At 62.7% G+C, this 15,280-nt stretch carries 25 protein-coding genes; all 25 read left to right on the top strand.

Annotated features, from left to right (window positions below; translation table 11 throughout):
• Positions 1-8 precede the first annotated feature (8 nt).
• The 25 genes from rplB (at position 9) to AC3ITN_RS04325 (ending at position 15,100) form a co-directional block, all read left to right on the top strand.
• Positions 9-836 (top strand): 50S ribosomal protein L2, encoded by an 828-nt coding sequence (gene rplB, locus AC3ITN_RS04205; protein WP_313348125.1) that lies wholly within the window; start codon positions 9-11, stop codon positions 834-836.
• 6 nt (positions 837-842) lie between these two features.
• Positions 843-1,112: a 30S ribosomal protein S19 gene (rpsS, locus tag AC3ITN_RS04210; RefSeq protein ID WP_017355409.1), complete on the top strand. Its 270-nt coding sequence runs from the start codon at positions 843-845 to the stop codon at positions 1,110-1,112.
• 12 nt (positions 1,113-1,124) lie between these two features.
• The gene (gene rplV, locus AC3ITN_RS04215) at positions 1,125-1,460 is read left to right on the top strand and encodes a 50S ribosomal protein L22 (protein ID WP_017355410.1); all 336 of its coding nucleotides are present in this window, start codon (positions 1,125-1,127) and stop codon (positions 1,458-1,460) included.
• Positions 1,461-1,477: 17 nt separating this feature from the next.
• Positions 1,478-2,212: a 30S ribosomal protein S3 gene (gene rpsC / locus AC3ITN_RS04220; RefSeq protein ID WP_313348123.1), complete on the top strand. Its 735-nt coding sequence runs from the start codon at positions 1,478-1,480 to the stop codon at positions 2,210-2,212.
• A gap of 5 nt (positions 2,213-2,217) precedes the next feature.
• Positions 2,218-2,631 carry a 50S ribosomal protein L16 gene (rplP, locus tag AC3ITN_RS04225; RefSeq protein ID WP_017355412.1) on the top strand — a complete coding sequence of 138 codons (414 nt, stop codon included), beginning with the start codon at positions 2,218-2,220 and terminating at the stop codon, positions 2,629-2,631.
• The gene (gene rpmC / locus AC3ITN_RS04230; RefSeq protein WP_214900310.1) at positions 2,631-2,816 is read left to right on the top strand and encodes a 50S ribosomal protein L29; all 186 of its coding nucleotides are present in this window, start codon (positions 2,631-2,633) and stop codon (positions 2,814-2,816) included. Before rplP ends, rpmC begins: the two co-directional genes overlap by 1 nt.
• Before the next feature lie 11 nt (positions 2,817-2,827).
• The gene (gene rpsQ, locus AC3ITN_RS04235) at positions 2,828-3,097 is read left to right on the top strand and encodes a 30S ribosomal protein S17 (protein ID WP_313348121.1); all 270 of its coding nucleotides are present in this window, start codon (positions 2,828-2,830) and stop codon (positions 3,095-3,097) included.
• Positions 3,098-3,110: 13 nt separating this feature from the next.
• The gene (gene rplN, locus AC3ITN_RS04240; protein ID WP_010483978.1) at positions 3,111-3,479 is read left to right on the top strand and encodes a 50S ribosomal protein L14; all 369 of its coding nucleotides are present in this window, start codon (positions 3,111-3,113) and stop codon (positions 3,477-3,479) included.
• 16 nt (positions 3,480-3,495) lie between these two features.
• On the top strand, positions 3,496-3,813 hold the full coding sequence (gene rplX / locus AC3ITN_RS04245) for a 50S ribosomal protein L24 (RefSeq protein ID WP_017355416.1): 318 nt from the start codon (positions 3,496-3,498) through the stop codon (positions 3,811-3,813).
• Positions 3,814-3,824: 11 nt separating this feature from the next.
• Positions 3,825-4,367: a 50S ribosomal protein L5 gene (gene rplE, locus AC3ITN_RS04250; protein WP_313348119.1), complete on the top strand. Its 543-nt coding sequence runs from the start codon at positions 3,825-3,827 to the stop codon at positions 4,365-4,367.
• A gap of 18 nt (positions 4,368-4,385) precedes the next feature.
• Positions 4,386-4,691, top strand: a complete 306-nt coding sequence (gene rpsN, locus AC3ITN_RS04255) for a 30S ribosomal protein S14 (protein ID WP_313348117.1) — start codon at positions 4,386-4,388, stop codon at positions 4,689-4,691.
• A 265-nt stretch (positions 4,692-4,956) separates the two neighbouring features.
• Positions 4,957-5,355 carry a 30S ribosomal protein S8 gene (gene rpsH, locus AC3ITN_RS04260; RefSeq protein WP_019186156.1) on the top strand — a complete coding sequence of 133 codons (399 nt, stop codon included), beginning with the start codon at positions 4,957-4,959 and terminating at the stop codon, positions 5,353-5,355.
• 18 nt (positions 5,356-5,373) lie between these two features.
• The gene (gene rplF, locus AC3ITN_RS04265) at positions 5,374-5,898 is read left to right on the top strand and encodes a 50S ribosomal protein L6 (protein ID WP_489392159.1); all 525 of its coding nucleotides are present in this window, start codon (positions 5,374-5,376) and stop codon (positions 5,896-5,898) included.
• A gap of 82 nt (positions 5,899-5,980) precedes the next feature.
• Positions 5,981-6,334 (top strand): 50S ribosomal protein L18, encoded by a 354-nt coding sequence (gene rplR, locus AC3ITN_RS04270; RefSeq protein WP_019186158.1) that lies wholly within the window; start codon positions 5,981-5,983, stop codon positions 6,332-6,334.
• Positions 6,335-6,492: 158 nt separating this feature from the next.
• Entirely contained in the window at positions 6,493-7,035 is a 543-nt protein-coding gene (gene rpsE, locus AC3ITN_RS04275) for a 30S ribosomal protein S5 (RefSeq protein WP_038690276.1), read from the top strand.
• Positions 7,028-7,219 (top strand): 50S ribosomal protein L30, encoded by a 192-nt coding sequence (gene rpmD, locus AC3ITN_RS04280; RefSeq protein ID WP_121042886.1) that lies wholly within the window; start codon positions 7,028-7,030, stop codon positions 7,217-7,219. The genes rpsE and rpmD overlap by 8 nt, the downstream gene beginning before the upstream one ends.
• A 4-nt stretch (positions 7,220-7,223) precedes the next feature.
• Positions 7,224-7,667, top strand: a complete 444-nt coding sequence (rplO, locus tag AC3ITN_RS04285) for a 50S ribosomal protein L15 (RefSeq protein WP_313348113.1) — start codon at positions 7,224-7,226, stop codon at positions 7,665-7,667.
• A gap of 3 nt (positions 7,668-7,670) precedes the next feature.
• Positions 7,671-9,026, top strand: coding sequence for a preprotein translocase subunit SecY (secY, locus tag AC3ITN_RS04290; RefSeq protein ID WP_313348112.1), 1,356 nt, complete (start codon positions 7,671-7,673; stop codon positions 9,024-9,026).
• Between the two features lie 364 nt (positions 9,027-9,390).
• On the top strand, positions 9,391-9,747 hold the full coding sequence (rpsM, locus tag AC3ITN_RS04295) for a 30S ribosomal protein S13 (protein WP_017355426.1): 357 nt from the start codon (positions 9,391-9,393) through the stop codon (positions 9,745-9,747).
• Between the two features lie 12 nt (positions 9,748-9,759).
• The gene (gene rpsK, locus AC3ITN_RS04300) at positions 9,760-10,149 is read left to right on the top strand and encodes a 30S ribosomal protein S11 (RefSeq protein WP_017355427.1); all 390 of its coding nucleotides are present in this window, start codon (positions 9,760-9,762) and stop codon (positions 10,147-10,149) included.
• Between the two features lie 14 nt (positions 10,150-10,163).
• Positions 10,164-10,793, top strand: a complete 630-nt coding sequence (gene rpsD, locus AC3ITN_RS04305) for a 30S ribosomal protein S4 (protein ID WP_489392160.1) — start codon at positions 10,164-10,166, stop codon at positions 10,791-10,793.
• A 55-nt stretch (positions 10,794-10,848) separates the two neighbouring features.
• On the top strand, positions 10,849-11,847 hold the full coding sequence (locus AC3ITN_RS04310) for a DNA-directed RNA polymerase subunit alpha (protein ID WP_313348111.1): 999 nt from the start codon (positions 10,849-10,851) through the stop codon (positions 11,845-11,847).
• Between the two features lie 195 nt (positions 11,848-12,042).
• Positions 12,043-12,429 carry a 50S ribosomal protein L17 gene (gene rplQ, locus AC3ITN_RS04315; RefSeq protein ID WP_121042892.1) on the top strand — a complete coding sequence of 129 codons (387 nt, stop codon included), beginning with the start codon at positions 12,043-12,045 and terminating at the stop codon, positions 12,427-12,429.
• Positions 12,430-13,170: 741 nt separating this feature from the next.
• On the top strand, positions 13,171-13,683 hold the full coding sequence (locus AC3ITN_RS04320) for a disulfide bond formation protein B (RefSeq protein ID WP_313348109.1): 513 nt from the start codon (positions 13,171-13,173) through the stop codon (positions 13,681-13,683).
• Between the two features lie 34 nt (positions 13,684-13,717).
• Entirely contained in the window at positions 13,718-15,100 is a 1,383-nt protein-coding gene (locus AC3ITN_RS04325) for a class II 3-deoxy-7-phosphoheptulonate synthase (protein WP_489392161.1), read from the top strand.
• Positions 15,101-15,280 lie beyond the last annotated feature (180 nt).

The raw sequence follows: 15,280 nt of genomic DNA on the forward strand, positions 1-15,280 counted from the left end.
TACATCCCATGCCATTGATGAAATTCAAGCCCACTTCCCCCGGCCGCCGTTCGGCCGTGCGCGTGGTTACGCCCGATCTGCACAAGGGCGCACCGCACGCAGCGTTGCTGGAGCCGAAGAGCAATTCCGGTGGTCGTAACCACCACGGCCGCATCACCACCCGTCATATCGGTGGTGGCCACAAGCAGCATTACCGCGTCATCGACTTCAAGCGCAACAAGCTCGGTATCCCGGCGCGCGTGGAACGTATCGAATACGATCCGAACCGCACCGCCCATATCGCTCTGCTGTGCTACGTCGACGGCGAGCGCCGCTACATCATCGCACCGAAGGGCCTGAAGGCCGGTGACCAGGTGATCGCGGGCTCGGATGCGCCGATCAAGGCGGGCAACACCCTGCCGCTGCGCAACATCCCGGTTGGTACCACTGTCCACGGCATCGAACTGAAGCCGGGCAAGGGTGCACAGATCGCGCGTGCCGCCGGCGCTGCCGTGCAGCTCGTCGCTCGTGAAGGCCTCTTCGCCACCCTGCGCCTGCGCTCGGGTGAAATGCGCAAGGTGCCGGTCGAGTGCTGCGCCACCATCGGTGAAGTCGGCAACGACGAACACAACCTGGAAAAGCTGGGCAAGGCGGGCGCGAAGCGCTGGCGTGGTGTTCGCCCGACCGTTCGTGGTGCTGCCATGAACCCGGTTGACCATCCGCACGGTGGTGGTGAGGCGAAGGCCGGCCAGGGTAATCCGCACCCGGTCACCCCGTGGGGTGTGCCGACCAAGGGTTACAAGACGCGCAAGAACAAGCGCACCCAGCAATTCATCGTCCGCGATCGTAGGGGCTAATCGACCATGGCACGTTCACTCAAGAAGGGCCCGTTCGTCGATCACCACCTCGTCAAGAAGGTGGAGGCCGCTGCGGGTAGCAAGAAGCCGATCAAGACCTGGTCGCGCCGTTCGATGATCCTGCCGGAAATGGTAGGCATCACCATCGCCGTTCATAACGGTAAGAACCACGTTCCGGTGCTCGTCAACGAGAACATGGTCGGCCACAAGCTCGGCGAATTTGCCATCACCCGGACCTTCAAGGGTCACGGTGGTGACAAGAAGTCGGGCAAGTAAGGAGAGATGACAATGGAAGCGAAAGCAATCCTGCGCTCCGCGCGCATCTCTGCGCAGAAAGCCCGCCTGGTCGCTGACCAGGTGCGCGGCCTGCCGGCCGAGCGTGCGGTCAACCTGCTGAAGTTCTCGGACAAGAAGGCTGCACACCTGATCAAGAAGGTGGTGGAGTCGGCTATTGCCAATGCCGAGAACAACCAGGGCGCCGACGTCGACGAGCTGAAGGTTCAGACCATCATGGTTGATGAAGGTCCTACCCTGAAGCGTTTCATGGCGCGGGCGAAAGGCCGCGGCACCCGCATCCTCAAGCGCACCAGCCACATCACTGTGGTTGTGGGCGCCGGCAAGTAAGCGGAAAGGAAAACACCATGGGTCATAAAGTTCATCCGATTGGTATCCGCCTCGGCATTTCCAAGGACTGGAACTCCAAGTGGTACGCCAACAAGGCCGAGTTCGCTGGTTACCTGGCAGCCGACCTGAAGGTGCGGGAAATGCTGCGCAAGAAGCTTGCGCAGGCCGGCATCAGCAAGATCCTTATCGAGCGTCCGGCAAAGACCGCTCGCGTGACGATCCACACTGCCCGTCCGGGCGTGGTGATCGGCAAGCGCGGTGAGGACATCGAAAAGCTGCGCAAGGAAGTGAGCGAAATGATGGGCGTTCCGGCGCACATCAACGTCACCGAAGTGCGCAAGCCCGAGCTGGACGCGCAGCTGGTTGCCGAGTCGATCGCGCAGCAGCTGGAGCGTCGCATCATGTTCCGCCGTGCAATGAAGCGCTCGGTCGGCAACGCGATGCGCCTCGGTGCCCTGGGCATCAAGGTCAACGTCGGTGGCCGTTTGAACGGTGCGGAAATCGCCCGTTCGGAGTGGTACCGCGAAGGCCGCGTGCCGCTGCACACGCTGCGTGCCGACATCGACTATGGCTTCGCTGAAGCCAAGACGACCTACGGCATCATCGGCATCAAGGTCTGGATCTACAAGGGCGAGGTTTTCGATTTCTCCCAGGTTGGCCAGGAAAAGCAGGACGACACCCCGTCGCGCAACGATCGTAACGATCGCGGCGACCGCGGTGACCGTCAGCGCCCGGCCCGTGAAGCGAGGTAACGACAATGTTGCAACCCAAGCGAACCAAGTACCGCAAGGTACACAAGGGCCGTAACGATGGCCTGAGCTGGAGCGCCAACGCTGTCAGCTTCGGCGAATACGGCCTGAAGGCAACCGCCCACGGTCAGCTGACCGCGCGTCAGATCGAAGCGGCTCGCCGCTCGATCAGCCGCTACGTCAAGCGCGGTGGCAAGATGTGGATCCGAGTGTTCCCCGACAAGCCGATCACCAAGAAGCCCATCGAAGTGCGAATGGGTTCTGGTAAGGGCAACGTGGAGTACTGGGTCGCCCAGATCCAGCCCGGCCGCATGATCTATGAAATTGAAGGCGTGGATGAGAGCGTGGCACGCGAGGCGTTCCGCCTGGCAGCTGCCAAGCTCTCCGTGACCACCACCTTCGTGACCCGGACGGTGATGTGATGGATATCAAACAACTTCGCGAAAAGTCGGCTGACGATCTCAAGTCCCACTTGACCGATCTGCGTAAGGAGCAGTTCTCGCTCCGTATGCAGCAGGTCACCGGGCAGCTGCCGAAGACTCACGAAACCCGCCGGGTCCGCCGCGAGATTGCTCGCGTCAAGACCCTGCTCGGCAGCAACAAGTAAGGATGGCCGCGATGAGCGACACTACTGAAAACAAGGCGCTGCGCACGGTCCAAGGCCGTGTCGTCAGCAACAAGATGGACAAGACGGTCACCGTGCTGGTGGAACGTACGGTCAAGCACCCCCTGTACGGCAAGTACTTGAAGCGCTCGACCAAGCTGCACGCACATGATGCCGACAACGCCTGCAATGAAGGCGACGTCGTGCTGGTGACCGAGATTGCTCCGATGTCCAAGACCAAGAACTGGCGCGTGGTGGAAGTCATCACGCGTTCGGCTCAATAAGGAGATCTGAATCATGATCCAGATGCAGAGCTACCTTGACGTCGCCGACAACTCGGGTGCCAAGCAGGTGATGTGCTTCAAGGTGCTGGGCGGCTCCAAGCGCCGTTACGCCGGCATCGGCGACATCATCAAGGTCACCGTGAAGGATGCGATCCCGCGCGGCAAGGTCAAGAAGGGTGAAGTGTATGACGCTGTCGTGGTGCGTACCCGCAAGGGTGTGCGTCGCGCCGACGGCTCGCTGATCCGCTTCGACGGCAATGCCGCGGTCCTGCTCAACAACAAGCAAGAGCCGATCGGCACCCGCATCTTTGGGCCGGTGACCCGTGAACTTCGTTCCGAGAAGTTCATGAAGATCGTCTCGCTCGCTCCCGAAGTGCTGTGAGCGCCAGGAGATAATCATGGCTAACCGTATCAAGAAGGGCGACCAGGTTGTCGTCAACACCGGCAAGGACAAGGGCAAGCAGGGCGAAGTCGTCCGCGTCGACGGCGATCGTGTGATCGTCGCCAATGTGAACATCGTCAAGCGCCACACCAAGCCGAACCCGCAGGCAGGCGTTGCCGGCGGCGTGGTCGAGCGTGAAGCGTCGATCCATATCTCCAACGTGAATGTGCTCAACCCGGCTTCGGGCAAGGGCGAGCGCGTTGGCTTCAAGGTGCTGGAGGATGGACGCAAACTGCGTGTGTTCCGCTCCAGCGGTGAGGCGCTTGACGCCTGAGGAATGAGAAGATGAGTTCCCGTCTCGAAAAGTTCTACCAGGAAGAAGTGGTGCCGGCGCTGATGAAGCAGTTCGGCTACACCAATCCGATGCAGGTCCCGAAGCTGGTCAAGGTCACCCTGAACATGGGTGTCGGCGAAGCGGCGACCAACAAGAAGATCCTGGAAAATGCCGTCGCCGACATGGCCAAGGTCTCCGGCCAGAAGCCGATCGTGACCAAGTCCCGCGTCTCGGTGGCTTCGTTCAAGATCCGCGATGGTTGGCCGATCGGCTGCAAGACCACGCTGCGTCGTGCCAAGATGTATGAGTTCCTGGATCGCCTGATCAACATCTCGCTGCCGCGCGTGCGCGACTTCCGTGGTGTCTCGGGTCGTTCCTTCGACGGTCGCGGCAACTTCAACATGGGTGTGAAGGAACAGATCATCTTCCCGGAAATCGACTTCGACGCTGTCGACGCGATCCGCGGCATGGATATCGCCATCACCACCACCGCCAAGACCGATGCGGAAGCGAAGGCGCTGCTCGCAGCGTTCAAGTTCCCGTTCCGTAACTGATACGTCGAGGAATTCGAAATGGCAAAGACCTCCATGGTCAACCGCGATCTGAAGCGTGCCAAGCTGGCCGTCAAGTACGCCGGCAAGCGCGACGAGCTGAAGAAGATCATCTCCAGCACGACCGCTTCGTACGACGAGAAGGCTGAAGCAGTGATCAAGCTGCAGAAGCTGCCGCGCGATTCGTCGCCGAGCCGTCACCGCAACCGTTGCGAGCTCTCGGGCCGCCCGCGTGGCGTCTACAGCAAGTTCGGCCTCGGTCGCAACAAGCTGCGCGAAGCCACCATGCGTGGTGACGTGCCGGGCCTTCGCAAGGCCAGCTGGTAAGGGATTCGTCCCTGCAGTACGGGGTGAGCCTGTTCAGGTTCACCCCAACTTAAAGAGTCCGACCCTGGTCGGGCTCTTTTTGTCGTATACTCCCGCGTCTCACTGGCAGTAACGGTGGGGTAGGGCGCTGAAACGGCGACCGGTAGAGCCGACTGTGGGTCGGCTGGCCGGATACCCTGAACAAGAACGAAGGGCCTCCAGGCCCATTTCAGAAATAGCAAGATTTTCGCGAAAGCGGATATCGGTGCACTCAAAGGTATCGACTATGAGCATGACTGATCCCATCGCCGACCTGCTGGTACGCATCAAGAATGCGGCCGCGGTTGGCAAGCAGACGGTGAAAGCACCGTCCTCCAAGATCAAGGTAGCAATCGCAGAAGTGTTGAAGGCCGAAGGCTACATCACCGACCTGCGCGTCACCAAGATCGAGAACAACAAGGCCGAGCTTGAAATCGTCCTGAAGTATTTCGAAGGCAAGCCGGTCATCGAGACCCTGAAGCGCTTCTCGCGTTCGGGTCTGCGCCAGTACCGTGGCAAGTCCGAGCTGCCGAAGGTGCTGAACGGCCTGGGCATCTCCATCATCTCCACCTCCAAGGGCATCATGACTGATGCGCAGGCGCGCCAGTTGGGCGTCGGCGGCGAAGTCCTGTGCTTCGTGGCCTAAGGCGAGAAGGAAACTACTATGTCCCGCGTAGCCAAGAAGCCCGTTGACCTGGGTAAGGTTGAACTGAACGTCCAGAACGACACCGTCACCGCCAAGGGCCCGAAGGGCACCCTGTCGATGGCCAAGCCGGCTGGTATCGCCATCAATGTCGAGAACGGCGTTGCGAGCCTGAGCACCGAGAACGCGGATCTGATCCCGCTGACCGGTACGCTCCGCGCCATCCTGGCCAATATGGTCAAGGGTGTTTCCGAAGGCTTCGAGCGCAAGCTCGAGCTGGTCGGCGTGGGCTACCGTGCCTCCATGGCAGGCAAGGATCTGAGCCTGGCGCTCGGCTTCTCGCACCCGGTCGTGTACGTGGCGCCGGAAGGCATCACCATCACCACCCCGACCCAGACCGAGATCCTGGTCCAGGGCGCGGACAAGCAGGTGGTCGGTGAAGTTGCCGCCAAGATCCGTGCGTTCCGCAAGCCGGAGCCGTACAAGGGCAAGGGCGTGAAGTACTCCGACGAAGTCATCATTCGCAAGGAAGCCAAGAAGGCCTAATGCGAGTCCCCCGCAGAAGCCCGCACATCACTGTGCGGACTTTTCAGGACACGCCAGCCTTCAGCTTTCGAGGATCAAAAACATGAACAAGAACATCGCTCGCCTGCGTCGCGCCAAGTCCACCCGCGCGCACATCCGCGTCCTCGGCGTGCCGCGTCTGTCGGTGCTGCGCACCGGTCAGCACCTGTACGCCCAGGTCTTCACCGCCGACGGCTCCAAGGTGCTGGCTGCTGCCAACACCACCCAGGCCGACGTCAAGGAAGGCCTGAAGAATGGCAAGAACAGCGACGCCGCCGCCAAGGTGGGCAAGCTGGTTGCCGAGCGCGCCAAGGCTGCGGGCATCGAGAAGGTCGCTTTCGACCGCTCGGGCTACCGCTACCACGGCCGCATCAAGGCGCTGGCCGATGCGGCCCGCGAAGGCGGCCTGCAGTTCTAAGGGTTAAGGGAGCGGGGCTGGTTCCCGCTTCCGCCTGCCCGCCGGCACGGGTTGTGCCGGACGACGTCCTTCTTCTGCAGGGGCGATCGGTTCACCGCTTCACTTCACAGCTATAAGCGGCCTTGAGCCGTACATACCCAATCAATCAAGGAATCAACATGGCAGAAGAACGTCAGCAGCGGGGTCGCGATCGCGACCGCAACCGCGAAGAGAAAGTCGACGACGGCATGATCGAGAAGCTGGTCGCGGTCAACCGCGTCAGCAAGACCGTCAAGGGCGGTCGTCAGTTCACCTTCACCGCACTGACCGTGGTCGGTGACGGCGCAGGCAAGGTCGGTTTCGGTTATGGCAAGGCGCGCGAAGTGCCGGTCGCCATCCAGAAGTCGATGGAGCAGGCTCGCAAGAACCTGGCCGACGTCGATCTGAACAACGGCACCCTGTGGCACCCGGTGAAGTCCGGCCACGGCGCAGCCCGCGTGTTCATGATGCCGGCCTCGGAAGGTACCGGTGTGATCGCCGGTGGTGCCATGCGCGCCGTCCTGGAAGCCGTTGGCGTCAAGAACGTGCTGGCCAAGGCCGTCGGTTCGCGCAACCCGATCAACCTGGTTCGCGCCACGCTGAAGGGTCTGTCCGAAATGCAGTCGCCGGCCCGCATTGCGGCCAAGCGCGGCAAGAAGGTGGAGGATCTCAACCATGGCTAATGACACCACCAAGACCATCAAGGTCCGTCTGGTTGGCGGCCTGCGCGGCGCCCAGGCACGTCACCGCCTGTCGGTGAAGGCGCTTGGCCTCGGCAAGCTCAATAGCGTACGTGAACTGAAGGACAGCCCGCAGGTTCGCGGTCTGATCAACAAGGTCCACTACCTCGTCAAGGTTGAGGAATAATCCAATGACCATGCATCTCAATGAACTGAGCCCGGCACCGGGCGCGCGCAAAGAGCGCACCCGCGTGGGCCGTGGTATCGGCTCGGGCCTGGGCAAGACCTGCGGCCGCGGTCACAAGGGTTCGTTCGCCCGTAAGGGTGGCGGCAAGATCAAGGCAGGCTTCGAAGGCGGCCAGACCCCCATGCAGCGTCGTCTGCCGAAGGTCGGTTTCCGTTCCAAGATCGCCAAGGACACGGCCGAAGTGCTGTCCTACCAGCTGGACAAGCTGGAAGCCGGTGAGATCGATTTCGCCGCGCTGCGCGCTGCGAACCTGGTCCCGACCTCGGCCAAGCAGGCCAAGATCGTCATGAAGGGCGGCCTGACCAAGGCCTTCACCCTGAAGGGCGTCGCAGCAACGGCCGGTGCCAAGGCCGCGATCGAAGCTGCCGGCGGCAGCGTACAGGAGTAAGACATGGCGCAAGCTGGCATTGGTAACCTGGGCGGCGGGCTCGGCAAGTTCACGGAACTTCGCCAGCGTCTGCTGTTCGTCGTCGGGGCTTTGATCGTCTACCGCATCGGCTGTTATGTGCCGGTGCCGGGCGTCAATCCTGATGCCATGCTTGCGCTCATGCAGGCGCAGGGCGGCGGTATCGTGGACATGTTCAACATGTTCTCGGGCGGCGCCCTGCACCGCTTCAGCATTTTCGCGCTGAACGTGATGCCGTACATCTCGGCATCGATCGTGATGCAGCTGGCGGTCCACATCTTCCCGGCGCTCAAGGCGCTGCAGAAGGAAGGTGAATCCGGTCGCCGCAAGATCACCCAATATTCCCGCATCGGCGCCGTGTTGCTGGCGGTGGTGCAGGGCGGCAGCATCGCGCTGGCGCTGCAGAACCAGCTGTCCCCGAGCGGTGCGCCGGTCGTTTACGCGCCGGGCATGGGCTTCGTGCTCACCGCCGTGGTCGCGCTGACCGCCGGTACCATCTTCCTTATGTGGGTCGGCGAGCAGGTCACCGAGCGCGGCATCGGCAACGGTGTGTCGCTGATCATCTTCGCCGGCATCGTGGCTGGTCTGCCGGGTGCGGTCCTCCACACCTTCGATGCCTACCAGGACGGCAACCTGCAGTTCATCCAGCTGCTGCTGATCGTGCTGGTGGTGCTGGCCTTCACCTTCTTCGTGGTGTTCGTCGAACGCGGCCAGCGCCGCATCACGGTGAACTACGCACGTCGCCAGGGCGGCCGCAACGCGTACATGAACCAGACCTCGTTCCTGCCGCTGAAGCTGAATATGGCGGGCGTGATCCCGGCCATCTTCGCCTCCAGCATCCTGGCCTTCCCGACCACCCTGGCCATGTGGTCCGGCCAGGCCAGCTCGGCGACCTGGCTGCAGAAGGTCGCCAACGCCCTGGGTCCGGGCGAGCCGCTGCACATGATCGTCTTCGCTGCGCTGATCACCGGTTTCGCGTTCTTCTATACCGCGCTGGTGTTCAACTCGCAGGAAACCGCCGACAACCTGAAGAAGTCGGGCGCGCTGATTCCGGGCATCCGTCCGGGCAAGGCCACCGCCGACTACATCGACGGGGTGCTGACCCGCCTGACCGCGGCCGGCTCGGCCTACCTGGTGATCGTCTGCCTGCTGCCGGAAATCATGCGCACGCAGCTGAATGCCTCGTTCTACTTCGGCGGCACCTCGCTGCTGATCGTGGTGGTGGTGGTGATGGACTTCATTGCGCAGATCCAGGCGCACCTGATGTCGCACCAGTACGAAAGCCTGTTGAAGAAGGCAAACCTGAAGGGCGGCAATCGCGGCGGTTTTGCCCGCGGCTGATTGGCCTGTTACACTATCGTCTTCCTGACGTGATGGTCCTCCGCTTCGCGGACCTGGCCACACAAACGAAGGGCGGCCCCCGCAGCGGTTCCGGGTGGGGGTGAGATCGGGTTGTCCTGCGCGGGAGTAGCGCGGGCGACACCGGGGAAGGACTCGCAAGGGTCGTTCTCACGGGGTCAACCTGATCCGGCGCCGGAGCCTGGGCACACTCCCTGGGCCGGGTCCATGAAACCTTTCAGGTTTCACGGGCTTCCATGTAAACCGGAACCTTGTTAGTATCGCTAGTTCACTTTTTTGATCCATCCTGCCGGATCGGCGCACTTCGGGTGCGCTGTCGGCCATCACTCAGCTGGAGAATCGCGTCATGGCGCGTATTGCAGGCGTCAACCTGCCAGCCCAGAAGCACGTCTGGGTCGGGTTGCAAAGCATTTACGGCATCGGCCGTACCCGTTCGAAGAAGGTCTGCGACGCTGCAGGCGTGACCTCGACCACCAAGATCCGCGATCTGTCGGAGCCGGAAATCGAGCGTCTTCGCTCGGAAGTGGCCAAGTACATCGTGGAAGGCGATCTGCGCCGTGAAATCGGTATCGCGATCAAGCGCCTGATGGACCTGGGCTGCTATCGCGGTCTGCGTCACCGTCGCGGCCTCCCGCTGCGCGGTCAGCGCACCCGTACCAACGCCCGCACCCGCAAGGGCCCGCGCAAGGCGATCAGGAAGTAAGGGACCTAAGAAATGGCTAAGCCCGTCGCTAAGACCAAGAAGAAGATCAAGCGCGTCGTCACTGACGGCGTCGCCCACGTCCACGCTTCTTTCAACAACACCATCGTGACCATCACCGACCGCCAGGGCAATGCTCTGTCGTGGGCGACGTCCGGTGGCGCTGGCTTCCGCGGTTCGCGTAAGTCCACCCCGTTCGCTGCCCAGGTGGCTGCCGAGAAAGCCGGCCGTGCCGCGCTGGATTACGGCGTCAAGTCCTTGGAAGTCCGCATCAAGGGCCCGGGTCCGGGTCGTGAGTCGGCCGTGCGCTCGCTGAACAACGTGGGCTACAAGATCACCAACATCATCGACGTGACGCCTATCCCGCACAACGGGTGCCGTCCGCCGAAGAAGCGTCGCGTCTAAAGGAGCGATAAGAAATGGCTCGTTATATCGGTCCTACCTGTAAGCTCGCCCGCCGCGAAGGCGCCGACCTTTCCCTCAAGAGCCCGGCCCGTGCGCTGGACTCGAAGTGCAAGCTGGAGCAGAAGCCCGGCCAGCACGGCGCCACTGCCCGTAAGGGCAAGCTGTCCGACTACGCTACCCAGCTGCGTGAAAAGCAGAAGGTCAAGCGTATCTACGGCCTGCTGGAGCGTCAGTTCCGCAACTACTACAAGAAGGCCTCGACCAAGAAGGGCAACACCGGCGAGAACCTGCTGCAGCTGTTGGAAACCCGTCTGGACAATGTCGTCTATCGCATGGGCTTCGCTGTGACCCGTCCGGCTGCGCGTCAGCTGGTCTCGCACCGCGGCGTCACTGTGAACGGCAAGTCGGTCAACCTGGCTTCTTACCAGGTCAAGGCTGGCGACGCTGTCGCACTGTCCGAAAAGGCTGCCAAGCAGCTGCGCGTTCAGGAAGCCCTGACCGTGTCCAGCACGCATGACCTGCGCCCGTCGTGGATCGAAGTGGATGCGGCCAAGTTCGCCGGCATCTTCAAGGCTGTTCCGGATCGTGCGGACCTGCCTGCGGATATCAACGAAGCGCTGATCGTCGAGTTGTATTCGAAGTAATTCACATCGGAGAATCCCCGGCGACGGCCGGGGATTCACTAGGAGAACCCGCAACATGACGGTTACCGCCAATCAGGTTCTGCGTCCTCGCGGTCCGCAGATCGAACGCATTACCGACACCCGCGCCAAGGTCGTTATCGAACCTTTGGAGCGTGGTTACGGGCATACGCTGGGCAATGCCCTGCGTCGCGTGTTGCTGTCGTCCATCCCGGGCTTCGCCATCACGGAAGTCGAGATCGACGGCGTGCTGCACGAGTACACCACGCTGGAAGGTTTGCAGGAGGACGTCCTCGATGTCCTGCTCAACCTGAAGGACGTGGCGATCCGTATGCATACCGGTGACAGCGCCACGCTGTCGCTGTCCAAGCAGGGTCAGGGTGTTGTGACCGCTGCCGATATCAAGGTCGACCACAACGTCGAGATCCTCAACAACGATCATGTTATCTGCCACCTGACCAAGGACACGGCGATCAACATGCGTCTGAAGATCGAGCGTGGCTTCGGCTACCAGCCGGCGGCCGCGCGTCGTCGTCCGGACGAAGAGACCCGTGCCATCGGTCGTCTGGTTCTGGATGCGTCGTTCTCGCCGGTCCGTCGCGTCGCCTACTCGGTGGAAGCGGCCCGCGTCGAACAGCGTACCGATCTGGACAAGCTGGTGCTGGACATCGAAACCAACGGCACGATCGATGCCGAGGAAGCCGTGCGCACCGCCGCCGACATCCTCAGCGATCAGCTGTCGGTCTTCGGTGACTTCACCCACCGCGACCGCGGTGCAGCGAAGCCGGCCAACAACGGCGTGGATCCGGTGCTGCTGCGCCCGATCGACGACCTGGAATTGACCGTGCGTTCGGCCAACTGCCTGAAGGCCGAGAGCATCTACTACATCGGCGATCTGATCCAGAAGACCGAAGTGGAACTGCTCAAGACCCCGAACCTCGGCAAGAAGTCGCTGACCGAGATCAAGGAAGTCCTCGCACAGCGCGGCCTTTCGCTTGGCATGAAGCTGGAGAACTGGCCGCCGGCCGGTGTCGCCCAGCACGGCATGCTCGGCTGATCCAGCGCTCAGGTTTCACCCCGCACCTTCGGGTGCGGGGGTTTTACCCGCAGTACCTCGCACCGACAGGCCCATAGCCTGCGGTGACGGTCGGCCAGGAGGGCCGGCACCGGACCATCCGCAGTCCAAGCAGCAACGCCAGGAAGGCGACAGCGACACCCAACCGATCCAACATTCTTTCAAGGATTACATCCCATGCGTCACATGAAGTCTGGCCGTAAGTTCAACCGTACCAGCGCTCACCGCGAAGCAATGTTCAAGAACATGGCTGCCTCGCTGTTCAAGCACGAGCTGATCAAGACCACCCTGCCGAAGGCCAAGGAACTGCGCCGCGTCGCCGAGCCGCTGATCACCCTGGCCAAGGTCGACTCCGTCGCCAACCGCCGTCTGGCCTTCGCCCGTCTGCGTGACAACGAAGCCGTGGGCAACCTGTTCACCACCCTGGGCCCGCGCTACGCGAGCCGTCCGGGCGGTTACCTGCGTCTGCTGAAGTGCGGTTTCCGCGCTGGCGACAACGCTCCGATGGCCTACGTCGAACTCGTCGACCGTCCGGCTGCCGTGGCTGAAGCCGTCGAAGAATAATCGACGCGCTTTACCAAAGATTCTTCAAGAAACCCGGCCTCGTGCCGGGTTTTTTGTTTTCTGTGGTTCCTTGTTGTCGGGCGCTGCGTGGCGCCGGGCGTTGCCCGGCGGCTGTGGGTTCTTCGCGGACAGCTGCAGGCGGGTCTGCTATCGGCCCGGCCCCGGCCGGTGTGGGTTTGCGGGGGACGCCGTGAATACGTCCTTGTAGGCTTGTAGAAAACATCCATGTTTTCTACACCCCCGCAAACCCACCCCGACCGTGACCTCGACACTGGGTCGGTTGCCAAAGGGCCCATCTGCCGGGCATGGGAGGTCGCGAGCGGACGGTCGCCGGGCAGGCCCGGCCCATCTTCGTTCGAAGAGCCGCAGCCATCGGCGTCTCTGACTTTCCATGCCGGAGCCGGGGCGGGCGTGCCCGGCCTGTTTCTGTTGCCGACCTTCCACAACGAGCCGATGGGTCCTATGAGCACCGACGCAAGGTCGGGGTCGCGGCGGGGGTGGGTTTGCGGGGGTGTAGAAAACATGGATGTTTTCTACAAGCCCCCATGGACGGGTTCACGGCGTCCCCCGCAAACCCACACCCGGCGCGGCCGGGCACTGAACACTGCGGCCGCGTGGCTGTCCGCCCGAAACCCAAAACACCCCATAAGGCCAACCAAGCCGACACACGGCAAAGCGTCGCAGCCTGAACCCCGCAGCGGCCTGTTAATCTTGCTGCCTGGACTTTCACGAGTGTTGGCAATGAATCCATTGCGCTGGAATTACCGCGCCCAGTTCCTGCTGGGGTTCCTGATCTGTGCCGCGCTGCTGGGCTACGCGATCTGGTTGCAGCTGAAGATGGGGTTGGAACCTTGCCCGTTGTGCATCTTCCAGCGCATTGCGTTTGCTGCTCTTGGGCTGTTGTTCCTGATCGGGGCGCTGCATGGACCGCGCGATCGTCCCGGGCGCATTACCTACGGCGTGCTTGCATTCATTGCCGCCGCCGTGGGTGCCGGCATTGCCGCGCGCCACGTGTACGTGCAGTTGCTGCCGCAGGACCTCGGGTCCAGCTGCGGGCCGCCGCTGTCGTTCCTGAGTGAGACGATGGGGCCGTTCGAAGTGTTCCGCACCGTCCTCACCGGTACCGGCAACTGCGGCAACATTGATTGGACCTTCCTGGGCATGAGCATTCCCATGTGGAGTGTGGTCTGGTTCGTCCTGCTGGGCCTGTGGGCCCTGGTGGTGTCGTTCCGTCGTCCTGCCCGCCGCCACTGAACCTCTTTTTACCGCTGAACTGCTGGATATTCCGATGACTGCTTCCGACCGTGACCCTACCTTCGCCGCCGTGCCGACCGACTGGTCGCCGGAGAGCTGGCGTGGGAAGCCGGCGCTGCAGATGCCGACCTATCCCGATCCCGTCGCACTGGACGCAGCGCTGCATGAGCTCAAGCGCCTGCCGCCGCTCGTGACCTCCTGGGAGATTCTCTCGCTCAAGCAACAGCTTGCCGAAGCTCAGGAAGGCAAGCGCTTCCTCCTGCAGGGCGGCGACTGCGCCGAGAACTTCAGCGATTGCGAGTCCACCACCATCTCCAACCGGCTCAAGGTGCTGCTGCAGATGAGCCTGGTGCTGGTGCACGGCATGCGCAAGCCGGTCATCCGCGTCGGACGGTTCGCCGGGCAGTATGCCAAGCCGCGTTCGGCCGACACCGAGACCCGCGGTGGCGTCACCCTGCCCAGCTACCGCGGCGACGTGATCAATGCGCCGGAGTTCACCGAAGCCGCGCGCCTGCCCGATCCGCGCCGCATGCTGCAGGCCCATGCGCACTCGGCCATGACCATGAACTTCGTGCGGGCCCTGATCGATGGCGGCTTCGCCGACCTCCACCACCCCGAATACTGGAACCTGGAGTGGGTGCGGCACTCGCCGCTGGCCACCGACTACCAGAAGATGGTGTCCTCGATCGGCGATGCCGTGCGCTTCATGGAGACGCTGTCGGGCGCGCAGGTGTACAACCTCAACCGCATCGACTTCTATACCTCGCACGAAGCGCTGCTGCTGCCGTATGAGCAGGCGCTCAGCCGCCAGGTGCCACGCCAGCATGGCTGGTTGAATCTCAGCACACATTACCCGTGGATCGGCATGCGCACCGCCGCGCTCGATGGCGCCCATGTTGAATACCTGCGTGGCGTGCGCAATCCCATCGCGATCAAGGTCGGGCCGTCGGTACAGCCGGACCAGCTGCTGCGCCTCATCGACGTGCTCAATCCGGATGATGAGCCGGGCCGCCTGAGCTTCATCCACCGCATGGGCGCGGCGCAGATCACCGACAAGCTGCCGCCGCTGCTGGACGCGGTCAAGCGCGATGGTCGCCGCGTGCTGTGGGTGTGCGATGCCATGCACGGCAACACCGAAAGCACCAGCAACGGCTACAAGACCCGCCGCTTCGACAACGTGCGCAGCGAAGTGGAGCTGTCGTTCGACCTGCACGCGGCAGCGGGTACCCGTCTCGGTGGCGTGCACCTGGAACTGACCGGCGAAGACGTGACCGAGTGCACCGGTGGCGCACGTGAGCTGACCGAGCGTGACCTGGAGCGTGCGTATCGCTCTTCGGTGGACCCTCGCCTGAATTACGAGCAGTCGCTGGAGATCGCGATGGCGATCGTGCGCAAGCAGGGCGGCGCGGGCCTGTAAACGTCTCCTCGGGTAGAGCCACGCCGCGCCCCACGACCGGCGTGCGCCATTGCGATGAACGCGTCGCCACGCGCCCGTAGCTTTCCGCAGCGGCACGGGTGGGGATTCTGTTGCGTGGCTGCTGTTTGCCGGGTACTGCGCAGCCACGCAAGGCGTGGCTCTACGTGATGCTCATGCCCG

It is taken from the genome of Stenotrophomonas sp. KH_036_B (assembly GCF_057839485.1).

Coding starts and splice junctions, on each gene's coding strand:
- rplB (WP_313348125.1), top strand. CDS start 9: ATGCCATTGATGAAATTCAAGCCCACTTCCCCCGGCCGCCGTTCGGCC.
- AC3ITN_RS04325 (WP_489392161.1), top strand. CDS start 13,718: ATGACTGCTTCCGACCGTGACCCTACCTTCGCCGCCGTGCCGACCGAC.
- rpsM (WP_017355426.1), top strand. CDS start 9,391: ATGGCGCGTATTGCAGGCGTCAACCTGCCAGCCCAGAAGCACGTCTGG.
- rplO (WP_313348113.1), top strand. CDS start 7,224: ATGACCATGCATCTCAATGAACTGAGCCCGGCACCGGGCGCGCGCAAA.
- rpsE (WP_038690276.1), top strand. CDS start 6,493: ATGGCAGAAGAACGTCAGCAGCGGGGTCGCGATCGCGACCGCAACCGC.
- rpsN (WP_313348117.1), top strand. CDS start 4,386: ATGGCAAAGACCTCCATGGTCAACCGCGATCTGAAGCGTGCCAAGCTG.
- AC3ITN_RS04320 (WP_313348109.1), top strand. CDS start 13,171: ATGAATCCATTGCGCTGGAATTACCGCGCCCAGTTCCTGCTGGGGTTC.
- rpsS (WP_017355409.1), top strand. CDS start 843: ATGGCACGTTCACTCAAGAAGGGCCCGTTCGTCGATCACCACCTCGTC.
- rplR (WP_019186158.1), top strand. CDS start 5,981: ATGAACAAGAACATCGCTCGCCTGCGTCGCGCCAAGTCCACCCGCGCG.
- rpsQ (WP_313348121.1), top strand. CDS start 2,828: ATGAGCGACACTACTGAAAACAAGGCGCTGCGCACGGTCCAAGGCCGT.
- rplQ (WP_121042892.1), top strand. CDS start 12,043: ATGCGTCACATGAAGTCTGGCCGTAAGTTCAACCGTACCAGCGCTCAC.
- rpmD (WP_121042886.1), top strand. CDS start 7,028: ATGGCTAATGACACCACCAAGACCATCAAGGTCCGTCTGGTTGGCGGC.
- rplP (WP_017355412.1), top strand. CDS start 2,218: ATGTTGCAACCCAAGCGAACCAAGTACCGCAAGGTACACAAGGGCCGT.
- secY (WP_313348112.1), top strand. CDS start 7,671: ATGGCGCAAGCTGGCATTGGTAACCTGGGCGGCGGGCTCGGCAAGTTC.
- rpsK (WP_017355427.1), top strand. CDS start 9,760: ATGGCTAAGCCCGTCGCTAAGACCAAGAAGAAGATCAAGCGCGTCGTC.
- rplV (WP_017355410.1), top strand. CDS start 1,125: ATGGAAGCGAAAGCAATCCTGCGCTCCGCGCGCATCTCTGCGCAGAAA.
- rpmC (WP_214900310.1), top strand. CDS start 2,631: ATGGATATCAAACAACTTCGCGAAAAGTCGGCTGACGATCTCAAGTCC.
- rplX (WP_017355416.1), top strand. CDS start 3,496: ATGGCTAACCGTATCAAGAAGGGCGACCAGGTTGTCGTCAACACCGGC.
- rplE (WP_313348119.1), top strand. CDS start 3,825: ATGAGTTCCCGTCTCGAAAAGTTCTACCAGGAAGAAGTGGTGCCGGCG.
- rpsD (WP_489392160.1), top strand. CDS start 10,164: ATGGCTCGTTATATCGGTCCTACCTGTAAGCTCGCCCGCCGCGAAGGC.
- AC3ITN_RS04310 (WP_313348111.1), top strand. CDS start 10,849: ATGACGGTTACCGCCAATCAGGTTCTGCGTCCTCGCGGTCCGCAGATC.
- rpsC (WP_313348123.1), top strand. CDS start 1,478: ATGGGTCATAAAGTTCATCCGATTGGTATCCGCCTCGGCATTTCCAAG.
- rplN (WP_010483978.1), top strand. CDS start 3,111: ATGATCCAGATGCAGAGCTACCTTGACGTCGCCGACAACTCGGGTGCC.
- rplF (WP_489392159.1), top strand. CDS start 5,374: ATGTCCCGCGTAGCCAAGAAGCCCGTTGACCTGGGTAAGGTTGAACTG.
- rpsH (WP_019186156.1), top strand. CDS start 4,957: ATGAGCATGACTGATCCCATCGCCGACCTGCTGGTACGCATCAAGAAT.